This window comes from Streptomyces poriticola (assembly GCF_036689765.1).
GTDB classification, from domain to species: Bacteria; Actinomycetota; Actinomycetes; order Streptomycetales; family Streptomycetaceae; genus Streptomyces; species Streptomyces poriticola.
This window is the reverse complement of the sequence record NZ_JBAGKH010000011.1, coordinates 75,241-94,350: the sequence shown is the minus strand read 5'-3', so window position 1 is coordinate 94,350 and position 19,110 is coordinate 75,241. Positions and strand designations below refer to the sequence as shown.

Below are 19,110 nucleotides of genomic sequence, written 5' to 3'. Positions count from 1 at the left end.
GGTCAAGCGGAGTGCCAATGCCCGTGGCGCGTCGGGTGGGGATTCCTGTGAACCCCGGCCTCTTTCGCGCCCCTTGCGGGGGAGTGAGCGCCGCCGGGGACCTTGTGCCCCCGGGGCCCCGCATTCGGCCTGGACGGCCTCGTCCTCCAGCGCCGGACGGGCCGGGTGCACCGGACCGGCGTCGCCGGAGCCGGCCGGCCGGCCGGCTGGTCCGACTACAGGTAGTCCTCCAGGCGGGCCACCCTCAGGCCGCGCTGCTCGATCTCCGCCAGGAGTTCCTCCGTACGGCCGGGCTCGGTGACCGAGACGATGTCGCCGGGGTGCAGGCGGCGCTCCCCGCGCGTGTACGTGAAGCCACGGCCGCTGCCGGTCACCTGTACCCGCCACAGCACGACCGCCGTGATGCCGCAGTCGGCGGCGGCGCGCAGGGTCGTGGTGTCGTATCTGCCGTGGGGCGGCCGGAACAGGTGGGGGCGGACGCCGAAGCGGGACCGGAGCTTGCGCTGCTGGCCGCAGATCTCGGCGCGCTGCCCGGCGTAGGGCAGACCGCGCAGGGAGCGGTGGTCGAGGGTGTGGTTCTGCAGGCTCGCGCCGACCGAGCGCAGCCGTGCCAGGTCGGCGTAGGCCGGCCCGGCGACGGTGTCGGTGAGGAACAGGGTGACGGGGAGCCTCCGGTCGCGGATCAGGGCGGTGACGCGCGGGTGGCGTTCGGCGCCGTCGTCGTAGGTCAGGAAGACCACTCTGTCGCGGGTGCGGACGTGGTCCACGACGGGCGGCAGCGCCCGGGTCTGCGCGTCGGCCTGCGCCCCGTCCCCCGGCGGACGCCCGGCGGGGCCGGCGGGCTCGGCGCAGCCGGTGAGCAGTAGGGCCGCGAGGGCGGTGCCGGTCACCGGGAGCCGGCACCGGCGGTGGCTCACAGGTAGTCCTCCAGGCGGGCCACCGCGTACCCCTCGGCGGTGACCTTGTCCAGGAACCGGCGGACCATGTCCGGCATGGTGCCCGCCCAGTCGTCCCGGCCCCGGAAGTGGCTGAGGACGATGTCGCCGGGGTGGATCTCGCGGTCCCACTCGCGGTACTCCCAGCGGTCGGCGTAGACCTCCTCGTTCCACAGCGGGACATGGGTGATGCCGCAGGACTTGGCGGCGCGCAGGGTGTCGGCGTCGTAGTTGCCGTAGGGCGGGCGGAAGACGGTGGGGCGCTTGCCGTAGCGCTTGCGGATGACCTGCTGCATGCCGCAGATCTCGCGCTTCTGCTGTGCGTGGTTCAGTCCGGGCAGGTAAGGGTGGTTGAGGGTGTGGTTGTCCAGGGTGACCCCGTGGGCCTGCATCTTCTTGAAATAGCCGTAGTCCTCCTTGACCAGGTAGTCGCTGAGGAAGGCGGTGTACGGGATCTTCAGCTCGCTCATCATCCGCAGGAACGCCGGATCCTTCTCGGCGCCGTCGTCGATGGTGAGGAAGACGATCTTCTCCTTGGTGGGGATGGTGGTGAAGACCGGCGGGAGGCCGCGCTCGGCGTGGTCGTCGACCTCGAATCCCTTGCGGGTGGTGATCTCCGGCTTCTTCGCGGGCGGCGGCGGGGCGGTCAGCGGGACCTTCTTCAGGCCCCAGCGCCGGGCCGCGGCGACACGCGCGGCGTGCGCCTTCTTCAGCTTGGTGGCGTAGGCGTCCAGTGCGCGGGCCGGGGGCGCCTGGAGGGCCTGCTGGCCGGAGGCGGGCCGGGCCCCGCCCTCCGCGCAGCCCGCGCCCAGGGCGGCGACGGCGAGCAGGGAGAGGCCCCCGCGGACCCGTGTTCTCCGGGCCCCGAGCACCCGGCGCGTCCAGAACACCCGGTAGTTCCCGTCTTCCCGGCTCTTATCGTTTTGTACGACTGCTCGCATGGTGCCGGATCCTCGCAGCCGCCGCCCCGGAAGCCGGTCCGACACCGCGGCGGGCGGCACACCGTCCACCGACTGGCCCACAATGACCCGGTGAACGACCTCGACGCCCTCCGCACCCCCGAAGGCCGCGCCCTCCTCGACGAGGTGCGCTCCACCACCCCGGCCGATGAACTGGCCGTCGCCACCCGGCTGCGCCGCACCCACCCCGCCGAGCTGGTGTCGGCGGCGCTCGGGCAGGCGCGGCTGCGGCAGCGGGCGGTGGCCAAGTTCGGCGCCGAGGACGCGGAGCTCATGTTCTTCACCCCGGACGGGGTCGAGCAGTCGACGCGGGCGAGCGTGGCGGCGTACCGGGCGGGGCGGCTGAGGGAGCTGGGGGTGACCTCCGTCGCCGACCTGTGCTGCGGGATCGGCGGGGACGCGATCGCGATGGCCCGCGCCGGGATCCGGGTGCTCGCGGTGGACCGGGACCCGGTGACGGCGGAGACGGCCCGCGCGAACGCCGAGGCGCTGGGGCTGACCGGCCTCGTCGAGGTGCGCCGGGCGGATGTGACGGAGGTGGACACCGACGGGTACGACGCGGTGTTCGTCGATCCTGCGCGCCGCGGCCGGCGGTCGGGAGGTGCCGGGCGGAGCAGGATCTTCGACCCGGAGGCGTACTCGCCGCCGCTGTCCTGGGCGGTCGGGGCGGCCCGTACGGCCCCCCGTGCCGCCGCGCTGAAGGTCGCGCCCGGCATCCCGCACGAGGCGGTTCCCGAGGACGCCGAGGCGGAGTGGATCTCCGACGGCGGGGACGTGAAGGAGGCGGTGCTGTGGTTCGGCACCGAGCCGGGTGCGGTCCGCGCGACCCTGCTGCCCGGTCCGCGCACGCTGCTCTCCCGGGGGCTGCCCGACCCGGCGGTCCGCCCGCCGGGGCGCTTCCTGTACGAGCCGGACGGCGCCGTCATCCGTGCCCGTCTGGTCGCCGAGGTGGCCGAGTCGGTCGGCGGCGGGCTGCTCGACCCGACGATCGCCTATGTCACGGCGGATGCGCTGCGGCCGACGGCCTACGCCACGGCGTACGAGATCACCGACCATCTGCCGTTCGGCGTCAAGCGGTTGAAGGCACTGCTGCGGGAGCGGGAGGTCGGCGCGCTGACCGTGAAGAAGCGGGGCTCCGCGGTCGAACCGGAGGAGCTGCGCCGCATGGTCAGGCCGCGGGGTCCGCATGCGGCGACGGTGTTCCTGACCCGGGTGGCGGGCGCCCCGGCCATGCTGATCGGACGGCCGGCGGGCTGACGCCGGGTGAGGTGTCCGACGCCGGTGCGGCGAGTGCTGCCGCCTGGTGTCCGGTCAGCGCAGGGACGCCCAGAGCGCGTCGGCGTCCGGTTGGTCGGCCACCACCCGGTTGGGGTCCGACGGAGCCGGGAGCACCGGCATCGTGACCGTCCGGACGTCGTCGGGCGACAGGCCCGCCAGGCTCCGGCCGAGGGCCGTCAGCTCGCCCAGGGAGTCCAGTCCGGTGTCGGTGGTGAGGCTGCCCGTGATCGCGTCGGCGGCCCGGTAGAGCGCCGCGGGATCGGTGAGGAGCCGCGTGGCGGAGATCTGCTCCAGCAGTGCCCGGACCAGCTGCTGCTGGAGCTCTATGCGGGCGAGGTCGCTGCCGCCGGATATGCCGTGGCGGGTGCGGGCCAGGCCCAGGGCCCGGGTGCCGTCGAGGTGGTGGGTGCCCGCCGGGAGGTGCAGACGGCTCTTGGCGTCGTCGATGTCCTGCTCGGTGGTGACGGTGACCCCGCCGAGCGCGTCGACCAGCCGGGTGAAGCCGGTGAAGTCGAGCTCCACGTAGTGGTCCATGCGGACGTTCGTCAGCGCCTCTGCCGTCTTCACCGCGCAGACCGGCCCGCCCAGCTCGTACGCGGTGTTGAACATCGCGCTGTGCGCCGCCGGGCTCTGCTCCCCGTTCGGCAGCGGGCAGGCCGGGCGGGCGACCAGCGTGTCGCGGGGGATGCTGACGACCGTGGCGCCGGTGCGGCCCGCGTCGAGGTGGACGACCATCGCCGTGTCGGAGCGGGCGCCCTCGCTGTCGCCGCCGCCGAGCTCCTTGTTGCCGGCGCCGCTGCGCGAGTCCGAGCCGAGCACCAGGATGTTCAGTGCCCCGGTGGCCGGCGGGGCGGCGGAGGGCGACGCCGAGGACGTGGCCCGCGGCCTCGGCGGGCGGTCGTCGCCGAGGGCGCCGTCGATGTCGACGCCGGTGATGTTGCCGTCGAGGCGGACGTAGGCCCAGCCGGCGGCGGCGATACCCAGCAGCAGGACACCGGCCAGGGCGACGGCGGCGGCCCTCAGCATCTTCGCGCGCTGCCCGGCCATGTTCCCGCCCCTGTCCCCGACTGCGTGGTGTCCCGGCCACCCGGGTACCACCTACGCCCAGAACATAAGTCCGGATTGTTGCCGCGGGAGATCCCCGGCCGGCATTCTGTGGAAATTCTCAGACTTCCGGGGTCGGCAAGGGACGGCACGGGCACGGCACAGGGCGGGCAGGGACAGCACGGCTCCGGTGTTCAGCCGGCGGCCACCGACTCGAACCGCCAGCGGTGGACCGCACGGATGACGAGCGCGGCGTCCGGCTCGGGGAGCTCCGGGAGTTCGGCGTCGTACTCCGCGTCCCACCAGGTGATGACGAGGACGCGGTCCTGGGGCGCGCGGAGGGTCTCCCGGCGCAGCGGCCGGCCGGGGAGTTCCTGCGCCCGCGCCCACGCGAGCAGCTCCGCACCGCGGCCGGGTACCGCCCGCGCCTCCCACATCAGCGCGACGGTCACGAGTACAGGTTCTCCTTGCTGACCTCGTGCACATGGTCGTGGCCGGGGACATGAGGGTCCGTCACCGGCAGGGACGAGTCCGCCGACAGGTCCCAGGAGGACGCCGCCCGGTTGCGGGCGACCATCTCGGCACCGAGCGCGGCCACCATCGCGCCGTTGTCCGTGCACAGCTTGGGCCGCGGCACGCGCAGCCGGATGCCGGCCGCCTCGCACCGCTCCTGGGCCAGCGCCCGCAGCCGGGAGTTGGCGGCGACACCGCCGCCGATCATCAGGTGGTCGACGCCCTCGTCCTTGCAGGCGCGCACCGCCTTGCGGGTCAGCACGTCCACCACCGCCTCCTGGAAGGAGGCCGCCACATCGCGCACCGGCACCTCCTGGCCCGCCGCCCGCTTGGCCTCGATCCAGCGGGCCACGGCCGTCTTCAGCCCGGAGAAGGAGAAGTCGTACGCCGGGTCGCGCGGCCCGGTGAGACCGCGCGGGAAGGCGATCGCGTCCGGGTCGCCCTCGCGGGCGTAGCGGTCGATGACCGGGCCGCCGGGGAAGCCGAGGTTCAGCACCCGGGCGATCTTGTCGAAGGCCTCTCCGGCCGCGTCGTCGATGGTGGCGCCCATCGGGCGGACGTCGGAGGTGATGTCGGAGGACAGCAGCAGCGAGGAGTGGCCGCCGGAGACCAGCAGCGCCATGGTCGGCTCGGGCAGCGTGCCGTGCTCCAGCTGGTCGACGCAGATGTGCGAGGCCAGGTGGTTGACGCCGTAGAGGGGCTTGCCGAGCGCGTAGGCGTACGCCTTCGCCGCCGAGACGCCGACCAGCAGGGCGCCGGCCAGGCCGGGGCCGGCGGTGACGGCGATGCCGTCGAGGTCGCGGGCGGTGACCCCCGCGTCCTTCAGCGCGCGGTCGATGGTGGGGACCATCGCCTCCAGGTGGGCGCGGCTGGCCACCTCCGGCACGACCCCGCCGAAGCGGGCGTGCTCGTCGACGCTGGAGGCGACGGCGTCGGCCAGCAGGGTGGTGCCGCGCACGACGCCGACGCCGGTCTCGTCGCAGGAGGTCTCGATCCCCAGCACCAGGGGTTCGTCAGGCATGGTTGTTCTCGGTTCCTCGGTCGGTTCCCGGTACGGAGGCGGAGGGGTCGGTCAGGCGCATCACCAGGGCGTCCACGTTCCCCGGCTGGTAGTAGCCGCGCCGGAAGCCGATCGGCTCGAAGCCGAAGCGCTCGTAGAGCTTCTGCGCGCGGACGTTGTCGACCCGGCACTCCAGCATCACTTCGGCGCACTCGAAGGCGGTCGCGGCGCGCAGCAGCTCGGTCAGCAGCCGGGAGCCGAGGCCGGAGCCCCAGTACTCGCCGGCGACGGCGATGGTCTGCACGTCCCCCTGGTCCCCGGAGGCGACCAGGCCCGCGTACCCGACGATCCGGCCGCCCTGCTCGGCGACCAGATAGCGCCGGGTGGCCTGCGGACCGCGCGCATGGGCCAGCTCGGACCAGAACATGCCCCGCGACCAGGCGTCCTCGGGGAACAGCCGCCGCTCCAGTTCGAGCACGGGATCGATGTCCCACCAGCGCATCTCTCGCAGCACGGCGGCGGCTGACTCGGTCACTCGGGCTGACTCGGTCACTTCGGGGTGACCACCTTGTAGTTCTTGGGGACCTGGGCATCGGGGCGGCGCAGGTACAGCGGCCGGGGGGCGGGCAGTTCCACGCCCGCCGCGAGCCGCTCCGCGGCCAGCGAGGCCAGCGCGGCGGCGGACACGTGCTCCGGCTCGTGCGCCTTGGGGAAGGTGTCCGGGTACAGCAGCGCGCCCGCACCGACGGCCGGGAGCCCGGCCACCTGCTCCGCGATGTCGGCGGGGCGGTCGACGGCCGGGTCGGTCAGCCGGGTGCGGGAGTCGGCGTAGCGGGCCCAGTAGACCTCCTTGCGGCGGGCGTCGGTCGCCACGACGAAGGGGCCCGGGAGGTCGGCGGCGTACGCCAGGGCGTCCAGCGTGCACACCCCGTGCACGGGCACGCCGAGCGCGAGTCCGAACGTGTCCGCGGTCATCAGGCCGACGCGCAGCCCGGTGTACGGGCCGGGGCCGGTGCCGGCGACGATGCCGGTGACCGCGTCGAGCCGCAGACCGGCCTCGGTGAGCACCCGGTCGACGGCCGGAAGCAGCAGCTCACCGTGGCGGCGCGCGTCCACCTGACTCGACGAGGCGATGACGTGCGTGCCGTCGTGCAGTGCGACGGTGACGGCGGGGGTTGCGGTATCCAGAGCGAGCAAGAGCACGCAAACAGCGTACGGCGCGCCGGGAGCGCTGTCGGCCGCCCCGTTCGGTCGGTCACCTGCTGCTACCGTCGCCCGAAGCGGGATGAACGCCGCATCAGGCACGGCGCGGGACGTACGACACCAAGGTGGTCGCAAGTGGCAGGCAGCAGCTCCGGGATCGTGGCCGGGCTCACCACGGCGGCCCTGGTCACGGTCGGTGTCCTCGCCTACCAGGCGTCGGCGAACGTCCCGGCCGGGCTGGGCCGGCCGCACGCGACGGCCTCCCCGGCGCCCGGCGCCTCGAAGGCCCCCCGCGACAGCCGGAACCCGACCGCCCTGCCCGCCGGGTCCGGAACGGGCGAACGGGTGGTCTACTCGCTGGACGACGACCGGGTGTGGCTGGTCGGCGCGGGCGACAAGGTGCAGCGGACGTTCGAGGTCACCCCCAGTGCCGTCGACCCGCCGCCGGGCACCTACGCGGTCACCTCCCGCTCCAACCGGGTGACCGGATCCGACGGGGTCCCCGTCGAGCACGTCGTGCGGTTCGCCGACGTGAAGGGTGTGGTCGTCGGGTTCAGCGCGGCGGTGGACGGCTCGACGGCGGAGCCCGACCCGCGGCTGCGCACCGGCGGCATCCGGGAGTCGCGCGCGGACGGCGAGGCGATGTGGCAGTTCGCGACGATCGGCGAGAAGGTCGTCGTCATCCGCTGACGCCGACGGCACCGGTGCGGCCCAGGGCGCTCTCGGGGCCGGCCGCGCCGGGTCAGGCGGCCTCGGGGTGCTCGGTGCGCGGTGCCTGCGGGTGCTGGGGTTCGGGGACCCGCGGAGGCGTGGAGACGGTGGTCGCCGCGGCGCAGGACGCGAGCAGGTCGCGCATGGACACCTGCGGCGGGGTCTGGGGCTCCGAAGCCGGCATGGACGCCTCCTGAAGCTCGGGGGCGACGTGGTTAGGCATGCCTAACCGCGAACTGGATACCATGTGACCACGCGCGGCACTCCGAAGGCAACATCTTGCCGACGACTTGTCGGAAACACCCGCGCCGGACGAGTCCGGGAACACCCGCGCCGTACCCGCCGGGAACACCCGCGCCCGGTACGACGGCTCAGGCCGCGAGCACGCTCAGGTCCGCCTCGGCCCAGCGCGCGCCGATCCCGGTCAGCGTGACGTGCCGCACCTCGTCCGTGGTGTCGCCGACGGCCCGGTGGATCACCAGCTGGAGCCGGTCGTCGGTCAGCTCCTCGACCTTGCCCTCGCCCCACTCCACGACGATCACCGACTCCGGCAGCGACACGTCCAGATCGAGGTCCTCCATCTCGTCGAGGCCGCCGGACAGCCGGTACGCGTCCACATGGACCAGCGGCGGACCGTCCCCGAGGGAGGGGTGCACCCGGGCGATCACGAACGTCGGGGAGGTGACGGCGCCGCGCACCCCGAGGCCCTCGCCGAGCCCCCGGGTCAGCGTCGTCTTGCCCGCGCCCAGCTCCCCGGAGAGCATCACCAGGTCGCCGGCGCGCAGCAGCTTGGCCAGCCTGCGGCCCAGCTCCCGCATCTGCTCGGGGGAGGTGACGGTGATCTCGACGGCGCGCGTCGGCTCAGCGGGGTCGTGCGGTCCTGCCGGTGCTTCCATAGCCCTCAACGGTAGCCCCTGCGGGCACCGCACCCGCACGGGCGAGCAGATCGGCGAGGCGGTCGGTGACCACCTCCGGGTGCTCCAGCATCACCAGATGACCGGCGTCCGGCACCAGGACCAGCTCCGCGTCCGGCAGCACCCCGGCGATGGTCTCGCTGTGCTCGCTCGGCGTGACCAGATCCTCCACCCCGGCCAGCACCAGCACCGGCAGCCCGGCGAAGCGGGCCAGCGCCTCGGTCTTGTCGTGGTCGTCGAAGGCCGGGTAGTACTCCGCGACCACGTCGATCGGCGTCGACTCGATCATCCGCTCGGCGAACCGGGCCACGGCCGGGTCCACGTCCCGGGAGGCGAACGAGTACCGCTTGATGATCCCGGCGAACAGGTCGGCCGTGGCCCGGCGCCCCCGCTCCACCAGGTCGGCCCGCTGCCCCAGCGCCTTCAGCACGCCCGGCAGCACCCGACGCACCGCGTTGACACCGGCCACCGGCAGCCCGAAGTTCACCTCGCCGAGCCGCCCCGGTGAGGAGCCGACCAGGGCGACGCCCACCACCCGGTCGCGGACCAGCTCGGGGAACTGGTCGGCCAGGGCCATCACCGTCATCCCGCCCATGGAGTGGCCGACCAGCACGATGGGGCCCTGGGGCGCCGCCGCGTCGATGACCGCCCTCAGGTCCCGGCCCAGCTGGTCGATCGTGACCGGCCCGTCGCCGCTCGTCTGCGCCACGCCGCGCCCGGACCGGCCGTGGCTGCGCTGGTCCCAGTGCACGGTCCGCACCACGCCGCGGAGGGCGGCGCGCTGGAAGTGCCAGGAGTCCTGGTTGAGGCAGTAGCCGTGGCTGAAGACGACGGTGACCGGGGCGGGGGGCCTGCGGCCGAACAGGCGCCGACGGCGCGGTGCCGGGCCGCCCTCCGGCTCGACTTCGTCGACCTCGTAGTACAGCTCGGTGCCGTCGTCGGCGTGCGTCCGGCCGGGGGTGCCGCGCAGGGCGCCGTAAGGGCCCGTGGCGTCCAGGGCGAGCCGGGCCTTCTGGCGCATCCCGCGGCCGACGGTCAGCCGTTCTATCGCGACGCCGGCCGCCGCGCCCGCCGCGACGACCCCTATGGCGAGGCCCGCGACGCCGGTCGCCCGGCGCCAGCCGCCCGCCGCGGCCTCGCCGGCGGCCTGTGCGGCGGAGGCGACGGCTGCCGCGGCGACGTCCGCGACGGCCTCCCCGCTGCTCTCGCTCACGTACCGCTCCTCTTCGCCGGGGCCGGGCGGGTGGCTGCTCCGGTGGCCCGATTCACCTGAACGCGTGGGTCACCCACGCGAGAATGTCACTCGTCGGTCCGTCGCTCAGTGACCTGTCACTCATCGACGGGTCACACATCGGTATAGAACGCTCACGCGTCGGTATAGACGCGCGGAACGCGGCTTCCGATGCGCGTCACGATCTCGTACCCGATGGTGCCCGCGGCCTGCGCCCAGTCCTCGGCGGTGGGCTCCCCGCGGTCCCCGGGCCCGAACAGCACCGCCTCGGTGCCCGGTGCGGGCTCGTCGCCGCCGAGGTCGACGACGAACTGGTCCATGGCGATCCGCCCGGCGACGGTGCGCCACTTGCCGTCGACCAGAACCGGGCCGCTGGAGGAGGCGTGGCGCGGGATGCCGTCCGCGTAGCCGAGGGGGACGAGGCCGAGGGTGGTCGCGCCGGGGGTGGTGTAGCGGTGCCCGTAGCCCACGCCGTGGCCGCCGGGGACGTGCTTGACCAGCGCGAGGGACGCGGACAGCGTCATCACCGGGCGCAGCCCGAAGTCGGCGGGGGTGCCCAGCTCGGGGCTGGGCGAGAGGCCGTACATCGCGACCCCGGGGCGGACCAGGTCGTAGTGGGACCCGGGGAGGGTGAGGGTGGCCGGCGAGTTGGCGATGTGCCGGACCTCGGGGCGGACGCCCTGCCGTTCGGCGTACGCCGTCATCTCCCGGAAGCGGGTGAGCTGGGCGGTGATGGAGGGGTGGCCGGGCTCGTCGGCGCAGGCGAAGTGGGACCAGAGCCCGGTGACCCGGAGCAGGCCCTCGGCCTCGGCGCGGCGGGCGGCGGCGACCAGGGCGGACCAGTCCTCGCCGGGCTGGCAGCCGCCCCGGCCCAGGCCGGTGTCGGCCTTGAGCTGCACGCGCGCGGGGCGGTCGGCGCCGCGGGCGGCGCGTGTCACCTCGTCCAGCGCCCACATCCCGCTCGCGGACACGTCGAGACCGGCGTCGATCGCCTCCCGCCAGGGGCCGCCCGGTGTCCACAGCCAGCACATGATCCTGACGTCGTCCGGCAGCCCGGCCGTGGCGCGCAGCGCGAGCGCCTCCTCCGGTGTGGCGGTGCCCAGCCAGGTCGCCCCGGCGGCGACGGCCGCGCGGGCGCAGGGGACGGCCCCGTGTCCGTACCCGTCGGCCTTCAGCACGGCCATCAGCTCCGCGCCGGGCGCCAGGCCGCGCAGGGTCCGTACGTTGGCCCGCACGGCGGCCAGATCGATCTCGGCGCGGGCCCGCAGAGCCGCGGTCCCCTGGGCTGCTCTCTCGTTCATCGCCGCCCAGTGTCTCAAAACCCCCTGGCAGCCCGACGCCCCAGCAGCAGCGGACCGGCCCGGGAGACCCACCGACGCGGTCCCGGCAACGGGTACCGACGCCGGGATCCCGGGCAGCACCCGGGGGCACGGAGCACCGGCAACACGCACCGGCACCCGGACGCCCGACACCACGCCACAGACGGACCTGTCCCGCATCGACACGCCACGCCACGGCAACAGCAACGCCGGGCATCGGGTCCACCAGCCATCCACCAGACCGTCTGGTCACCGGCCGGACCGTCCCGCCAGCCGGCCACCGTCAGACCCCCGCGCGCCCCTCCTCCCGCACATCCCGCCACACCCCCGGGAGCGCCTCCGCCACGTCGTGCGCGCCCACCGGGGCTCCGTCGGCCGCGTGGCGGCCCGCCAGGCCGTGCAGGTAGGCGGCGACGCTGCCGGCGTCACGGGCGGGCAGGCCGGACGCGAGCAGGGAGCCGGCCAGGCCGGACAGGACATCGCCGCTGCCCGCGGTGGCCAGCCAGGACGTGCCGGTGGCGTTGGCCCGCACCGGGCCGCCGTCCGGGGCGGCGACCAGTGTGGTGGACCCCTTGAGCAGCACCGTGGCCCGGTAGCGGGCGGCGAGTTCACGGGCGGACGACAGCCGGGCCGCCTCCACCTCCTCGCGGCTCACGCCGAGCAGCGCGGCGGCCTCGCCGGCATGCGGGGTCAGCAGGGTCGGTGCGGTGCGGGCACGCACCGCACCCACGTCGACGAGCCGCAGACCGTCCGCGTCGATCAGTACGGGCACGTCCGCGGCCACCACCTCGGCGACGGTCGCGGCGTCGTCCCCGGCGCCCGGACCGACCACCCAGGCCTGCACCCGGCCCGCCCGCTTCGGCCCGCGGTCCGACACCAGCGTCTCCGGGAAGCGGGCGATCACGGCGTCCCCGGCGGGGCCGACGTACCGCACCGCCCCGGCCCCGCCGCGCAGCGCCCCCGACACCGCGAGGACGGCCGCGCCCGGGTAGCGGGCGGACCCCGCGGCGATGCCCACGACCCCGCGCCGGTACTTGTCGCTCTCGGCGCCGGGCACCGGCAGCAGCCGCGCGGCATCGGCGTGCTGCAGCGCCTCCAGGACGGCGGCGTCGCCCGGCAGCGCCAGTCCGATGTCGACCAGCCGGACCGAGCCCGCGTACTCCCGCGCCGGGTCGACCAGCAGCCCCGGCTTGTGCGTCCCGAAGGTCACCGTCAGGTCGGCGGGCAGCGCCGCCCCGTGCACCTCCCCGGTGTCGGCGTCGATACCGCTGGGCAGGTCGACGGCGACGACGGCGGCCCGGGACCGGGCGGCGGCGCGGGCGAGGGACTCGGCGTCCGGGCGCAGCCCGCCCTTGCCGCCGATCCCGACGATGCCGTCGACGACCAGATCGGCCCGCTCGATCAGCCGGCCCGCGGCCCCGCCGTCCGCCGCGACACCGCCGCCGGCCCGGCGCAGCGCCGCGAGCCCGCCGGGGTGCGCGCGCTCCGGCGCGAGCAGCACCGCGCTCACCCCGGCCCCGCGGCGGGCGAGACGGGCCCCCGCGTACAGGGCGTCGCCCCCGTTGTCGCCGCTGCCGACCAGCAGCACGACCCGGCTGCCGTACACCCGCCCGAGCAGGTCGGCGCAGGCGGCGGCGAGCCCGGCCGCCGCGCGTTGCATCAACGCCCCCTCGGGCAGCCGTGCCATCAGCTCCCGCTCGGCCGTTCTGACCGTCTCCACGCTGTACGCAGTACGCATGCCGCACAGTCTTCCCCGTCAACGGCGGACCACGTCATGGCTCCCGAGGCTCCTGACAGGTTCCCACCCCTTTGCCCGGCGACGGGTTCAGGACCGGGCGAGCCGGAACCCCACGTCGTCGACGCGGAAGGTCGGGTGGCTGCGGCGGCGCACGGAGGCCCGGCAGCTCCAGTGCTCGTCGAACCAGCCACCGCCGCGCAGCACCCGGTAACTGCCGTAGACCTCGGGGTCGTAGTGGTCCCAGCACCACTCCCAGACGTTGCCGAGCATGTCGTACAGCCCGAAGGCGTTGGGCCGCCTGCCGCCCACGGCGTGGACGCGGCCGTCGGAGTTCCCGCGGTACCAGGCGACGTCGTCGAGCGGTCCGTAGCGCGGGCCGGACGTCCCGGCGCGGCAGGCGTGCTCCCACTCCGCCTCGGTCGGCAGCCGGTAGCCGCCGGCGGTGGCGTCCCGGGTGACGGCCTCGCCGTCGACGTCGATGCCTCGGTAGACGGGCCGCGCCCCCTCGCGCAGCGACAGCGCGTTGCAGAACCGCACGGCGTCCAGCCAGGAGATCCCCTCCACGGGCCGCCGGTCCTCCGGTCCGCCGGTCGACGGCTCACCCGTGACCTGCGCGTACAGCGCCCGGGTGACCGGTACCGCCGCGATCCGGTACGACGGCAGCTCCACCGTCCAACTGCGCTGTGTCCGCCGGTCGGACAGCGTCACCCGCCCCGCCGGAACGGCCGCCATCGTCACGTCCACCGTCTGCGCCACTCCCCCGTCCCTCCGCCCCCAAGTCCTCCAGCCCCGTGTCTCCCCGTCCCCTGTGCGCGTCACCCCTCGGCGATCACCACCGCCGAGGCGACCCCCGCGTCATGGCTCAGCGAGACGTGCCACGACGTCACCCCCAGCTCCGCCGCCCGGGCCGCCACCGTCCCGGTCACCCGCAGCCGGGGCTGCCCGCTGTCCTCGACGTACACCTCCGCGTCCGTCCAGTGCAGGCCCGCCGGTGCGCCCAGCGCCTTGGCCACCGCCTCCTTCGCCGCGAAGCGCACCGCGAGCGAGGCGACGCCGCGGCGTTCGCCGCTGGGCAGCAGCAGTTCGCTCGGCAGGAACAGCCGGTCGGCCAGCGCCGGCGTCCGCTTCAGGGACACCGCGAACCGTTCGATCTCGGCCACGTCGATCCCGACCCCGATGATGCTCATGCCGAGCACCCTACGGGCCCGCGGCCGGCGCCTACTCGACCGTCACCGACTTCGCCAGGTTCCGCGGCTGGTCCACCTCGTTGCCGCGGGCGGTGGCCAGTTCGCAGGCGAAGACCTGCAGCGGCACCGTCGCCACCAGCGGCTGCAGCAGGGTCGGGGTGACCGGGATGCGGATCAGGTGGTCGGCGTACGGGACGACGGCCTCGTCGCCCTCCTCGGCGATCACGACGGTCCGGGCGCCGCGGGCCCGGATCTCCTGGATGTTGGAGACGATCTTGTCGTGGAGCACGGACCGACCGCGCGGGGACGGAACGACGACCACCACCGGCAGATCCTGCTCGATCAGCGCGATCGGGCCGTGCTTGAGCTCCCCCGCCGCGAACCCCTCGGCGTGCATGTACGCCAGTTCCTTGAGCTTCAGCGCGCCCTCGAGCGCCACCGGGTAGCCGACGTGCCGGCCCAGGAACAGCACCGTGTTCTTCGCGGTCAGCGAGCGCGCCAGCTCCCGTACCGGCTCCATGGTGCCGAGCACCTGCTCCACCGCGCCCGGGATCCGCGTCAGGTCCCGCACCACCGCGCGGATCTCGTCGCCCCACTTCGTCCCGCGCACCTGCCCGAGGTACAGGGCGACCAGATAGCACGCGACCAGCTGGGTCAGGAACGCCTTGGTGGAGGCGACCGCGATCTCGGGACCGGCGTGCGTGTAGAGGACCGCGTCGGACTCGCGGGGGATGGTCGAGCCGTTGGTGTTGCAGATCGCCAGCACCCTGGCGCCCTGCTCGCGGGCGTGCCGCAGCGCCATCAGCGTGTCCATGGTCTCGCCGGACTGGGAGATGGCGATCACCAGTGTCTGCTGGTCGAGGATCGGATCGCGGTAACGGAACTCGCTGGCCAGCTCCACCTCGCAGGGGATCCGCGTCCAGTGCTCGATGGCGTACTTGGCGATCAGCCCGGAGTGGAAGGCGGTGCCGCACGCCACGATGACGATCTTGTCCATCTCGCGCAGCTCGGAGTCGGAGATGCGGACCTCGTCCAGGGACAGCGAGCCGGTGCCGTCGACGCGGCCCAGCAGCGTGTCGGCGACCGCCTTGGGCTGCTCGGCGATCTCCTTGAGCATGAAGTAGTCGTAGCCGCCCTTCTCGGCGGCGGAGGCGTCCCAGTCGACGTGGTAGGAGCGCACGTCCGCGGGGTCGCCGTCGAAGCCGGTGACCGTCACACCGTCCCGGCGCAGCTCGACGACCTGGTCCTGGCCCAGCTCGATCGCGTCCCGCGTGTGCGCGATGAACGCGGCGACGTCGGAGGCGAGGAAGGACTCGCCCTCCCCCACGCCCACCACCAGCGGGGAGTTGCGGCGGGCGCCGACCACCACGTCCGGCTCGTCGGCGTGCACCGCCACCAGGGTGAAGGCCCCCCGCAGCCGGCGGCACACCAGCCGCATCGCCTCCGCCAGGTCGGCGCAGGAGGAGTACTCCTCGGCGAGCAGATGGGAGACGACCTCGGTGTCGGTCTCCGACGCCAGCTCGTGCCCGCGCTGCTCCAACTCGTCGCGCAGCGCGGCGAAGTTCTCGATGATGCCGTTGTGGACGACGGCGACCCGGCCGGCGTTGTCCAGGTGCGGGTGGGCGTTGGCGTCGGTGGGTCCGCCGTGGGTGGCCCAGCGGGTGTGGCCGAGGCCGGTGACGCCGGCGGGCAGCGGGTGCTCGGCCAGCTCCTTGTCCAGGTTGACCAGCTTGCCGGCCCGTTTGGCGACGGCGAGACCGCCGTCGGCGAGCACGGCGACGCCCGCCGAGTCGTATCCCCGGTACTCCAGCCGCTTCAGTCCGGCCATCACGACATCGAGCGCCGAGCGCGCCCCCACGTATCCCACGATTCCGCACATGACCGGCACCCTACGATCGATTCCGGTCACGAACACGTCATCACGTGCCCGAAATCGGAAATTCCCACCGGGGTACGAACACCCCGATGGGAATCTGCGTCGGCGATGGCGCCGGATGCCCGGGTGCCGGCCTGCGTCGCGTCAGCCGGCACGGCGTCAGCCGAAGCCGACGTCAGCCGAAGCCGACGTCAGCCGATGCCTCGTCAGCCGAACCCGTGTCAGCCGAGCTTGCCGACCTGGGCGTCGACGAGCTCCGCCGGGATCTCGAAGTCCTTGCCCGTCGCCATCGCCGCGAGGTTGACCGCGGAGAAGGAGGCGAGCGTGGCGCCCTTGCGGACCACGACGACCTTCTGCGGCGCCTGGGGTCCCTCTTCGGTGTCGAGAGTCAGGGTGAGCGCGAGCGCCTCGTCCCCGGCGGCGGGCGCCTCGTCCACCGCGACCTTGACGATCTTCATCGGCTCGCCGACCGCGGTGGCGGTGTAGCCGCCGGAGCACTTCTCGGCGGCGGTGCTCAGCTCCTTCAGCGCCCCCTCGGCCCCGCCCTCGTGGGAGGAGAGGGTCACCAGCACCTTCTCCACGTCCAGGGCGGCCATCATGGCCTCCTCCGGGGGCGTGTCCGCGGCGGGCTCCTCCGCCTCGCCCGTGTAGCTGCGCTTCACCGTGGCCGACGGCTCGCCCTGGGCCACACCGGCCTGGGCCAGTGCGAGCGGCAGACAGGCCGCGTCGTCGGCGGTCACCTGGTCCCGGGCGACATCGTCGCCGGCCGGCACCGCGGTGGCGACCTTGCCGCTCTTGACGTCCGCCTGGGTCAGGGCGGCCTTCTCCAACTCGTCGGCGGTCAGCGCCTCGGCGGCGGCCGTGGTCTTCTCGGCCTCGGCCTTGCCGCCACCGGCCTCGGCCTTGTCGCCGCCGTCGGCGGAGGAGCCGCCGCAAGCGGTGGCGAGCAGGGCCAGGGCGGCGGCGGAGGCCGCGAGGGCGGTACGGCGAACGGCGAGACGTGTCACGTCAGGAAGCTCTCTCTTCGAACGTCGCGGAGGGTTCCGCGCACACATGCGCGCACTGTAGACACAGGGAGTCCACAGATGATCATCAAGCGACGACCCGGTATCCGACCGTGACACCGACGTGATCTCGCACGCCCGGGAGGACGGCCGGCGGCGTGACACACCCCACCTGCCGACGTGTTCGAACTCCGTTAACAATGGACTGTGATCTCTCCGGCCTCCTCGATGCCCCGGAGCGCCCACCGGCACCGGCCGGAGGCGACTCCCTACGTCGACCTCACCCGTACCGAGTGGAGCGCGCTGCGCGACAAGACACCGCTGCCGCTCAGCGCCGAGGAGGTCGAGAAGCTGCGCGGTCTCGGCGACGTCATCGACCTCGACGAGGTGCGGGACATCTATCTGCCGCTGTCCCGGCTGCTCAACCTCTACGTCGGCGCCACGGACGGCCTCCGAGGCGCGCTGAACACCTTCCTCGGGGAGCAGGGCTCCCAGTCGGGCACGCCCTTCGTCATAGGCGTCGCCGGCTCGGTCGCGGTCGGCAAGTCCACCGTCGCGCGGCTGCTCCAGGCGCTGCTGTCCCGCTGGCCCGAGCACCCGCGCGTCGAGCTGGTCACCACCGACGGCTTCCTGCTGCCCACCCGGGAGCTGCAGGCCCGCGGTCTGATGTCACGCAAGGGCTTCCCCGAGTCCTACGACCGCCGGGCCCTGACCCGGTTCGTCGCCGACATCAAGGCAGGCAAGGACGAGGTGACCGCGCCCGTCTACTCCCACCTCATCTACGACATCGTGCCGGGCCGGAAGCTCGTGGTGCGCCGCCCCGACATCCTGATCGTCGAGGGCCTCAACGTCCTGCAGCCCGCCCTCCCCGGAAAGGACGGCCGCACCCGGGTCGGCCTCGCCGACTACTTCGACTTCAGCGTGTACGTCGACGCCCGCCCCGAGGACATCGAGCGCTGGTACCTGAACCGCTTCAAGAAGCTGCGCGCGACCGCTTTCCAGAACCCCTCCTCGTACTTCCGCAAGTACACCCAGGTGTCGGAGGAGGAGGCGCTCGACTACGCCCGCACCACCTGGCGGACCATCAACAAGCCGAACCTCATCGAGAACGTGGCACCGACCCGGGGCCGCGCCACGCTGATCCTGCGCAAGGGACCGGACCACAAGGTGCAGCGGCTGAGCCTGCGCAAGCTGTGACGGCCTCCCCGAGGAACGGACGCACGCACTGTTGGATGGGCGCCATGCTGCATGTGCGCCTGATCACGCCGGCCGGGCAGACCGAGGCGGTGGTCCGCCTGATCGACCGGACGGTCGGCACCGCCCACCTCGTGGTACTGCCCGGGGCCGCCCGCAGTCCCGCCGGTGACCTGGTGAGCTGCGATGTGGCACGCGAGTCGGCGGACGAACTCGTCGGCGGCCTGCGGGCGCTGGGCCTCGACACTCACGGCGCCATCACCGCGGAGAACCTGGCCCTGGCACTGTCCCGGGACGCCGACCGCGCCGAGCGGGCCACCCCGGGCGAGGCCGCGGACGCGGTGCTGTGGGAGGAGCTGGAGGAGGCGACCAGCGAGGAGTCCACGCTGTCGATCACCTACCTGGGCTTCATCGCGCTCGCCACGATGATCGCGGCCTGCGGGGTGGTGCTGGACAACCCGATCCTCATCGTGGGCGCGATGGCGGTGGGCCCGGAGTTCGGGCCGCTGGCCGGAATCTGCACCGCGGTGGTGCAGCGGGCGCCCCGGCAGGCGCTCCGTTCACTGACCGCGCTGCTGGTGGGCTTCGCGGTGGCGATGCTGGTGACGGCGGTGTTCAGCCTGGTCATGGACGCCGCCGGCCAGTTCAGCGAGGCACAACTGGACGGCGCGCGGCCCAACACGGGGTTCGTCTACGACCCCGGTCTGCTGTCGTTCGTCGTGGCGCTGCTCGCCGGCACCGCGGGAATGCTCTCGCTGACCTCCGCCAAGTCCGGCGCCCTGGTGGGCGTCGCCATCTCGGTGACGACCATCCCGGCCGCCGCGAACGCGGCCGTGGCCGCCGTCTACGGCGACACCCACCAGACGTGGCGCTCGACGGAACAGCTGCTGCTGAACCTCTCGGCGATCCTCCTCGCCGGCACGCTCACCCTGCTCGCCCAGAAGGCCCTGTGGGCAAGGCAGCGCCCGCGCATGAGCAGCTCGGGGTGAGACAGCCAAGAAACC

General features: G+C 73.8%; 20 protein-coding genes. 4 read left to right on the top strand and 16 right to left on the bottom strand.

Going from position 1 to position 19,110, the window contains the following annotated elements:
• Window positions 1-215: 215 nt before the first annotated feature.
• Together V5O46_RS17230 and V5O46_RS17225 are read right to left on the bottom strand one after the other, a co-directional pair.
• Window positions 216-917 (bottom strand): polysaccharide deacetylase family protein, encoded by a 702-nt coding sequence (locus tag V5O46_RS17230; RefSeq protein WP_408649010.1) that lies wholly within the window; start codon window positions 915-917, stop codon window positions 216-218.
• Window positions 914-1,876 (bottom strand): polysaccharide deacetylase family protein, encoded by a 963-nt coding sequence (locus V5O46_RS17225; protein WP_332885480.1) that lies wholly within the window; start codon window positions 1,874-1,876, stop codon window positions 914-916. The genes V5O46_RS17230 and V5O46_RS17225 overlap by 4 nt, the downstream gene beginning before the upstream one ends.
• A 90-nt stretch (window positions 1,877-1,966) precedes the next feature.
• Here V5O46_RS17225 and V5O46_RS17220 point away from each other — a divergent pair, with 90 nt between their 5' ends.
• Window positions 1,967-3,151: a class I SAM-dependent methyltransferase gene (locus V5O46_RS17220; protein ID WP_332885479.1), complete on the top strand. Its 1,185-nt coding sequence runs from the start codon at window positions 1,967-1,969 to the stop codon at window positions 3,149-3,151.
• A gap of 54 nt (window positions 3,152-3,205) precedes the next feature.
• On the opposite strand, the gene V5O46_RS17215 is transcribed toward V5O46_RS17220, so the two are convergent.
• From V5O46_RS17215 to tsaB, 5 genes are all read right to left on the bottom strand, one after another.
• The gene (locus tag V5O46_RS17215) at window positions 3,206-4,219 is read right to left on the bottom strand and encodes an LCP family protein (RefSeq protein ID WP_332885478.1); all 1,014 of its coding nucleotides are present in this window, start codon (window positions 4,217-4,219) and stop codon (window positions 3,206-3,208) included.
• A gap of 191 nt (window positions 4,220-4,410) precedes the next feature.
• On the bottom strand, window positions 4,411-4,668 hold the full coding sequence (locus V5O46_RS17210) for a hypothetical protein (protein WP_332885477.1): 258 nt from the start codon (window positions 4,666-4,668) through the stop codon (window positions 4,411-4,413).
• Window positions 4,665-5,750 carry a tRNA (adenosine(37)-N6)-threonylcarbamoyltransferase complex transferase subunit TsaD gene (gene tsaD, locus V5O46_RS17205; protein ID WP_332885476.1) on the bottom strand — a complete coding sequence of 362 codons (1,086 nt, stop codon included), beginning with the start codon at window positions 5,748-5,750 and terminating at the stop codon, window positions 4,665-4,667. The genes V5O46_RS17210 and tsaD overlap by 4 nt, the downstream gene beginning before the upstream one ends.
• Window positions 5,743-6,231 carry a ribosomal protein S18-alanine N-acetyltransferase gene (rimI, locus tag V5O46_RS17200; RefSeq protein ID WP_408649012.1) on the bottom strand — a complete coding sequence of 163 codons (489 nt, stop codon included), beginning with the start codon at window positions 6,229-6,231 and terminating at the stop codon, window positions 5,743-5,745. Before rimI ends, tsaD begins: the two co-directional genes overlap by 8 nt.
• Before the next feature lie 47 nt (window positions 6,232-6,278).
• Window positions 6,279-6,932, bottom strand: a complete 654-nt coding sequence (gene tsaB / locus V5O46_RS17195; RefSeq protein ID WP_332885474.1) for a tRNA (adenosine(37)-N6)-threonylcarbamoyltransferase complex dimerization subunit type 1 TsaB — start codon at window positions 6,930-6,932, stop codon at window positions 6,279-6,281.
• A 135-nt stretch (window positions 6,933-7,067) separates the two neighbouring features.
• Between tsaB and V5O46_RS17190 the strand changes: the two genes are divergently transcribed.
• Window positions 7,068-7,622, top strand: coding sequence for a hypothetical protein (locus V5O46_RS17190; RefSeq protein ID WP_332885473.1), 555 nt, complete (start codon window positions 7,068-7,070; stop codon window positions 7,620-7,622).
• A 52-nt stretch (window positions 7,623-7,674) separates the two neighbouring features.
• On the opposite strand, the gene V5O46_RS17185 is transcribed toward V5O46_RS17190, so the two are convergent.
• The 9 genes from V5O46_RS17185 to V5O46_RS17145 all read right to left on the bottom strand — a co-directional run bounded on the left by V5O46_RS17185 (window position 7,675) and on the right by V5O46_RS17145 (window position 16,915).
• The gene (locus V5O46_RS17185) at window positions 7,675-7,827 is read right to left on the bottom strand and encodes a hypothetical protein (protein WP_332885472.1); all 153 of its coding nucleotides are present in this window, start codon (window positions 7,825-7,827) and stop codon (window positions 7,675-7,677) included.
• Between the two features lie 187 nt (window positions 7,828-8,014).
• Window positions 8,015-8,539, bottom strand: coding sequence for a tRNA (adenosine(37)-N6)-threonylcarbamoyltransferase complex ATPase subunit type 1 TsaE (gene tsaE / locus V5O46_RS17180; RefSeq protein ID WP_332885471.1), 525 nt, complete (start codon window positions 8,537-8,539; stop codon window positions 8,015-8,017).
• Entirely contained in the window at window positions 8,505-9,770 is a 1,266-nt protein-coding gene (locus tag V5O46_RS17175; protein ID WP_332885470.1) for an alpha/beta fold hydrolase, read from the bottom strand. The genes tsaE and V5O46_RS17175 overlap by 35 nt, the downstream gene beginning before the upstream one ends.
• 152 nt (window positions 9,771-9,922) lie before the next feature.
• Window positions 9,923-11,089, bottom strand: a complete 1,167-nt coding sequence (gene alr, locus V5O46_RS17170) for an alanine racemase (RefSeq protein ID WP_332885469.1) — start codon at window positions 11,087-11,089, stop codon at window positions 9,923-9,925.
• 301 nt (window positions 11,090-11,390) lie between these two features.
• Entirely contained in the window at window positions 11,391-12,845 is a 1,455-nt protein-coding gene (locus tag V5O46_RS17165) for an NAD(P)H-hydrate dehydratase (RefSeq protein ID WP_332885468.1), read from the bottom strand.
• Window positions 12,846-12,932: 87 nt separating this feature from the next.
• Window positions 12,933-13,577 (bottom strand): formylglycine-generating enzyme family protein, encoded by a 645-nt coding sequence (locus V5O46_RS17160; protein ID WP_332885521.1) that lies wholly within the window; start codon window positions 13,575-13,577, stop codon window positions 12,933-12,935.
• 83 nt (window positions 13,578-13,660) lie between these two features.
• The gene (locus V5O46_RS17155; protein WP_332885467.1) at window positions 13,661-14,032 is read right to left on the bottom strand and encodes a holo-ACP synthase; all 372 of its coding nucleotides are present in this window, start codon (window positions 14,030-14,032) and stop codon (window positions 13,661-13,663) included.
• A 31-nt stretch (window positions 14,033-14,063) separates the two neighbouring features.
• Window positions 14,064-15,911, bottom strand: coding sequence for a glutamine--fructose-6-phosphate transaminase (isomerizing) (gene glmS / locus V5O46_RS17150; protein ID WP_332885466.1), 1,848 nt, complete (start codon window positions 15,909-15,911; stop codon window positions 14,064-14,066).
• Window positions 15,912-16,129: 218 nt separating this feature from the next.
• On the bottom strand, window positions 16,130-16,915 hold the full coding sequence (locus V5O46_RS17145; RefSeq protein WP_332885465.1) for a hypothetical protein: 786 nt from the start codon (window positions 16,913-16,915) through the stop codon (window positions 16,130-16,132).
• A gap of 225 nt (window positions 16,916-17,140) precedes the next feature.
• Between V5O46_RS17145 and coaA the strand changes: the two genes are divergently transcribed.
• The gene (coaA, locus tag V5O46_RS17140; protein WP_332885520.1) at window positions 17,141-18,109 is read left to right on the top strand and encodes a type I pantothenate kinase; all 969 of its coding nucleotides are present in this window, start codon (window positions 17,141-17,143) and stop codon (window positions 18,107-18,109) included.
• Between the two features lie 44 nt (window positions 18,110-18,153).
• The gene (locus V5O46_RS17135) at window positions 18,154-19,095 is read left to right on the top strand and encodes a DUF389 domain-containing protein (protein WP_332885464.1); all 942 of its coding nucleotides are present in this window, start codon (window positions 18,154-18,156) and stop codon (window positions 19,093-19,095) included.
• Window positions 19,096-19,110 lie beyond the last annotated feature (15 nt).

Coding starts and splice junctions, on each gene's coding strand:
- V5O46_RS17135 (WP_332885464.1), top strand. CDS start 18,154: ATGCTGCATGTGCGCCTGATCACGCCGGCCGGGCAGACCGAGGCGGTG.
- coaA (WP_332885520.1), top strand. CDS start 17,141: ATGCCCCGGAGCGCCCACCGGCACCGGCCGGAGGCGACTCCCTACGTC.
- V5O46_RS17165 (WP_332885468.1), bottom strand. CDS start 12,845: ATGCGTACTGCGTACAGCGTGGAGACGGTCAGAACGGCCGAGCGGGAG.
- tsaD (WP_332885476.1), bottom strand. CDS start 5,750: ATGCCTGACGAACCCCTGGTGCTGGGGATCGAGACCTCCTGCGACGAG.
- V5O46_RS17160 (WP_332885521.1), bottom strand. CDS start 13,577: ATGGCGGCCGTTCCGGCGGGGCGGGTGACGCTGTCCGACCGGCGGACA.
- V5O46_RS17185 (WP_332885472.1), bottom strand. CDS start 7,827: ATGCCGGCTTCGGAGCCCCAGACCCCGCCGCAGGTGTCCATGCGCGAC.
- glmS (WP_332885466.1), bottom strand. CDS start 15,911: ATGTGCGGAATCGTGGGATACGTGGGGGCGCGCTCGGCGCTCGATGTC.
- V5O46_RS17215 (WP_332885478.1), bottom strand. CDS start 4,219: ATGGCCGGGCAGCGCGCGAAGATGCTGAGGGCCGCCGCCGTCGCCCTG.
- alr (WP_332885469.1), bottom strand. CDS start 11,089: ATGAACGAGAGAGCAGCCCAGGGGACCGCGGCTCTGCGGGCCCGCGCC.
- rimI (WP_408649012.1), bottom strand. CDS start 6,231: ATGCGCTGGTGGGACATCGATCCCGTGCTCGAACTGGAGCGGCGGCTG.
- V5O46_RS17155 (WP_332885467.1), bottom strand. CDS start 14,032: ATGAGCATCATCGGGGTCGGGATCGACGTGGCCGAGATCGAACGGTTC.
- V5O46_RS17225 (WP_332885480.1), bottom strand. CDS start 1,876: ATGCGAGCAGTCGTACAAAACGATAAGAGCCGGGAAGACGGGAACTAC.
- tsaE (WP_332885471.1), bottom strand. CDS start 8,539: ATGGAAGCACCGGCAGGACCGCACGACCCCGCTGAGCCGACGCGCGCC.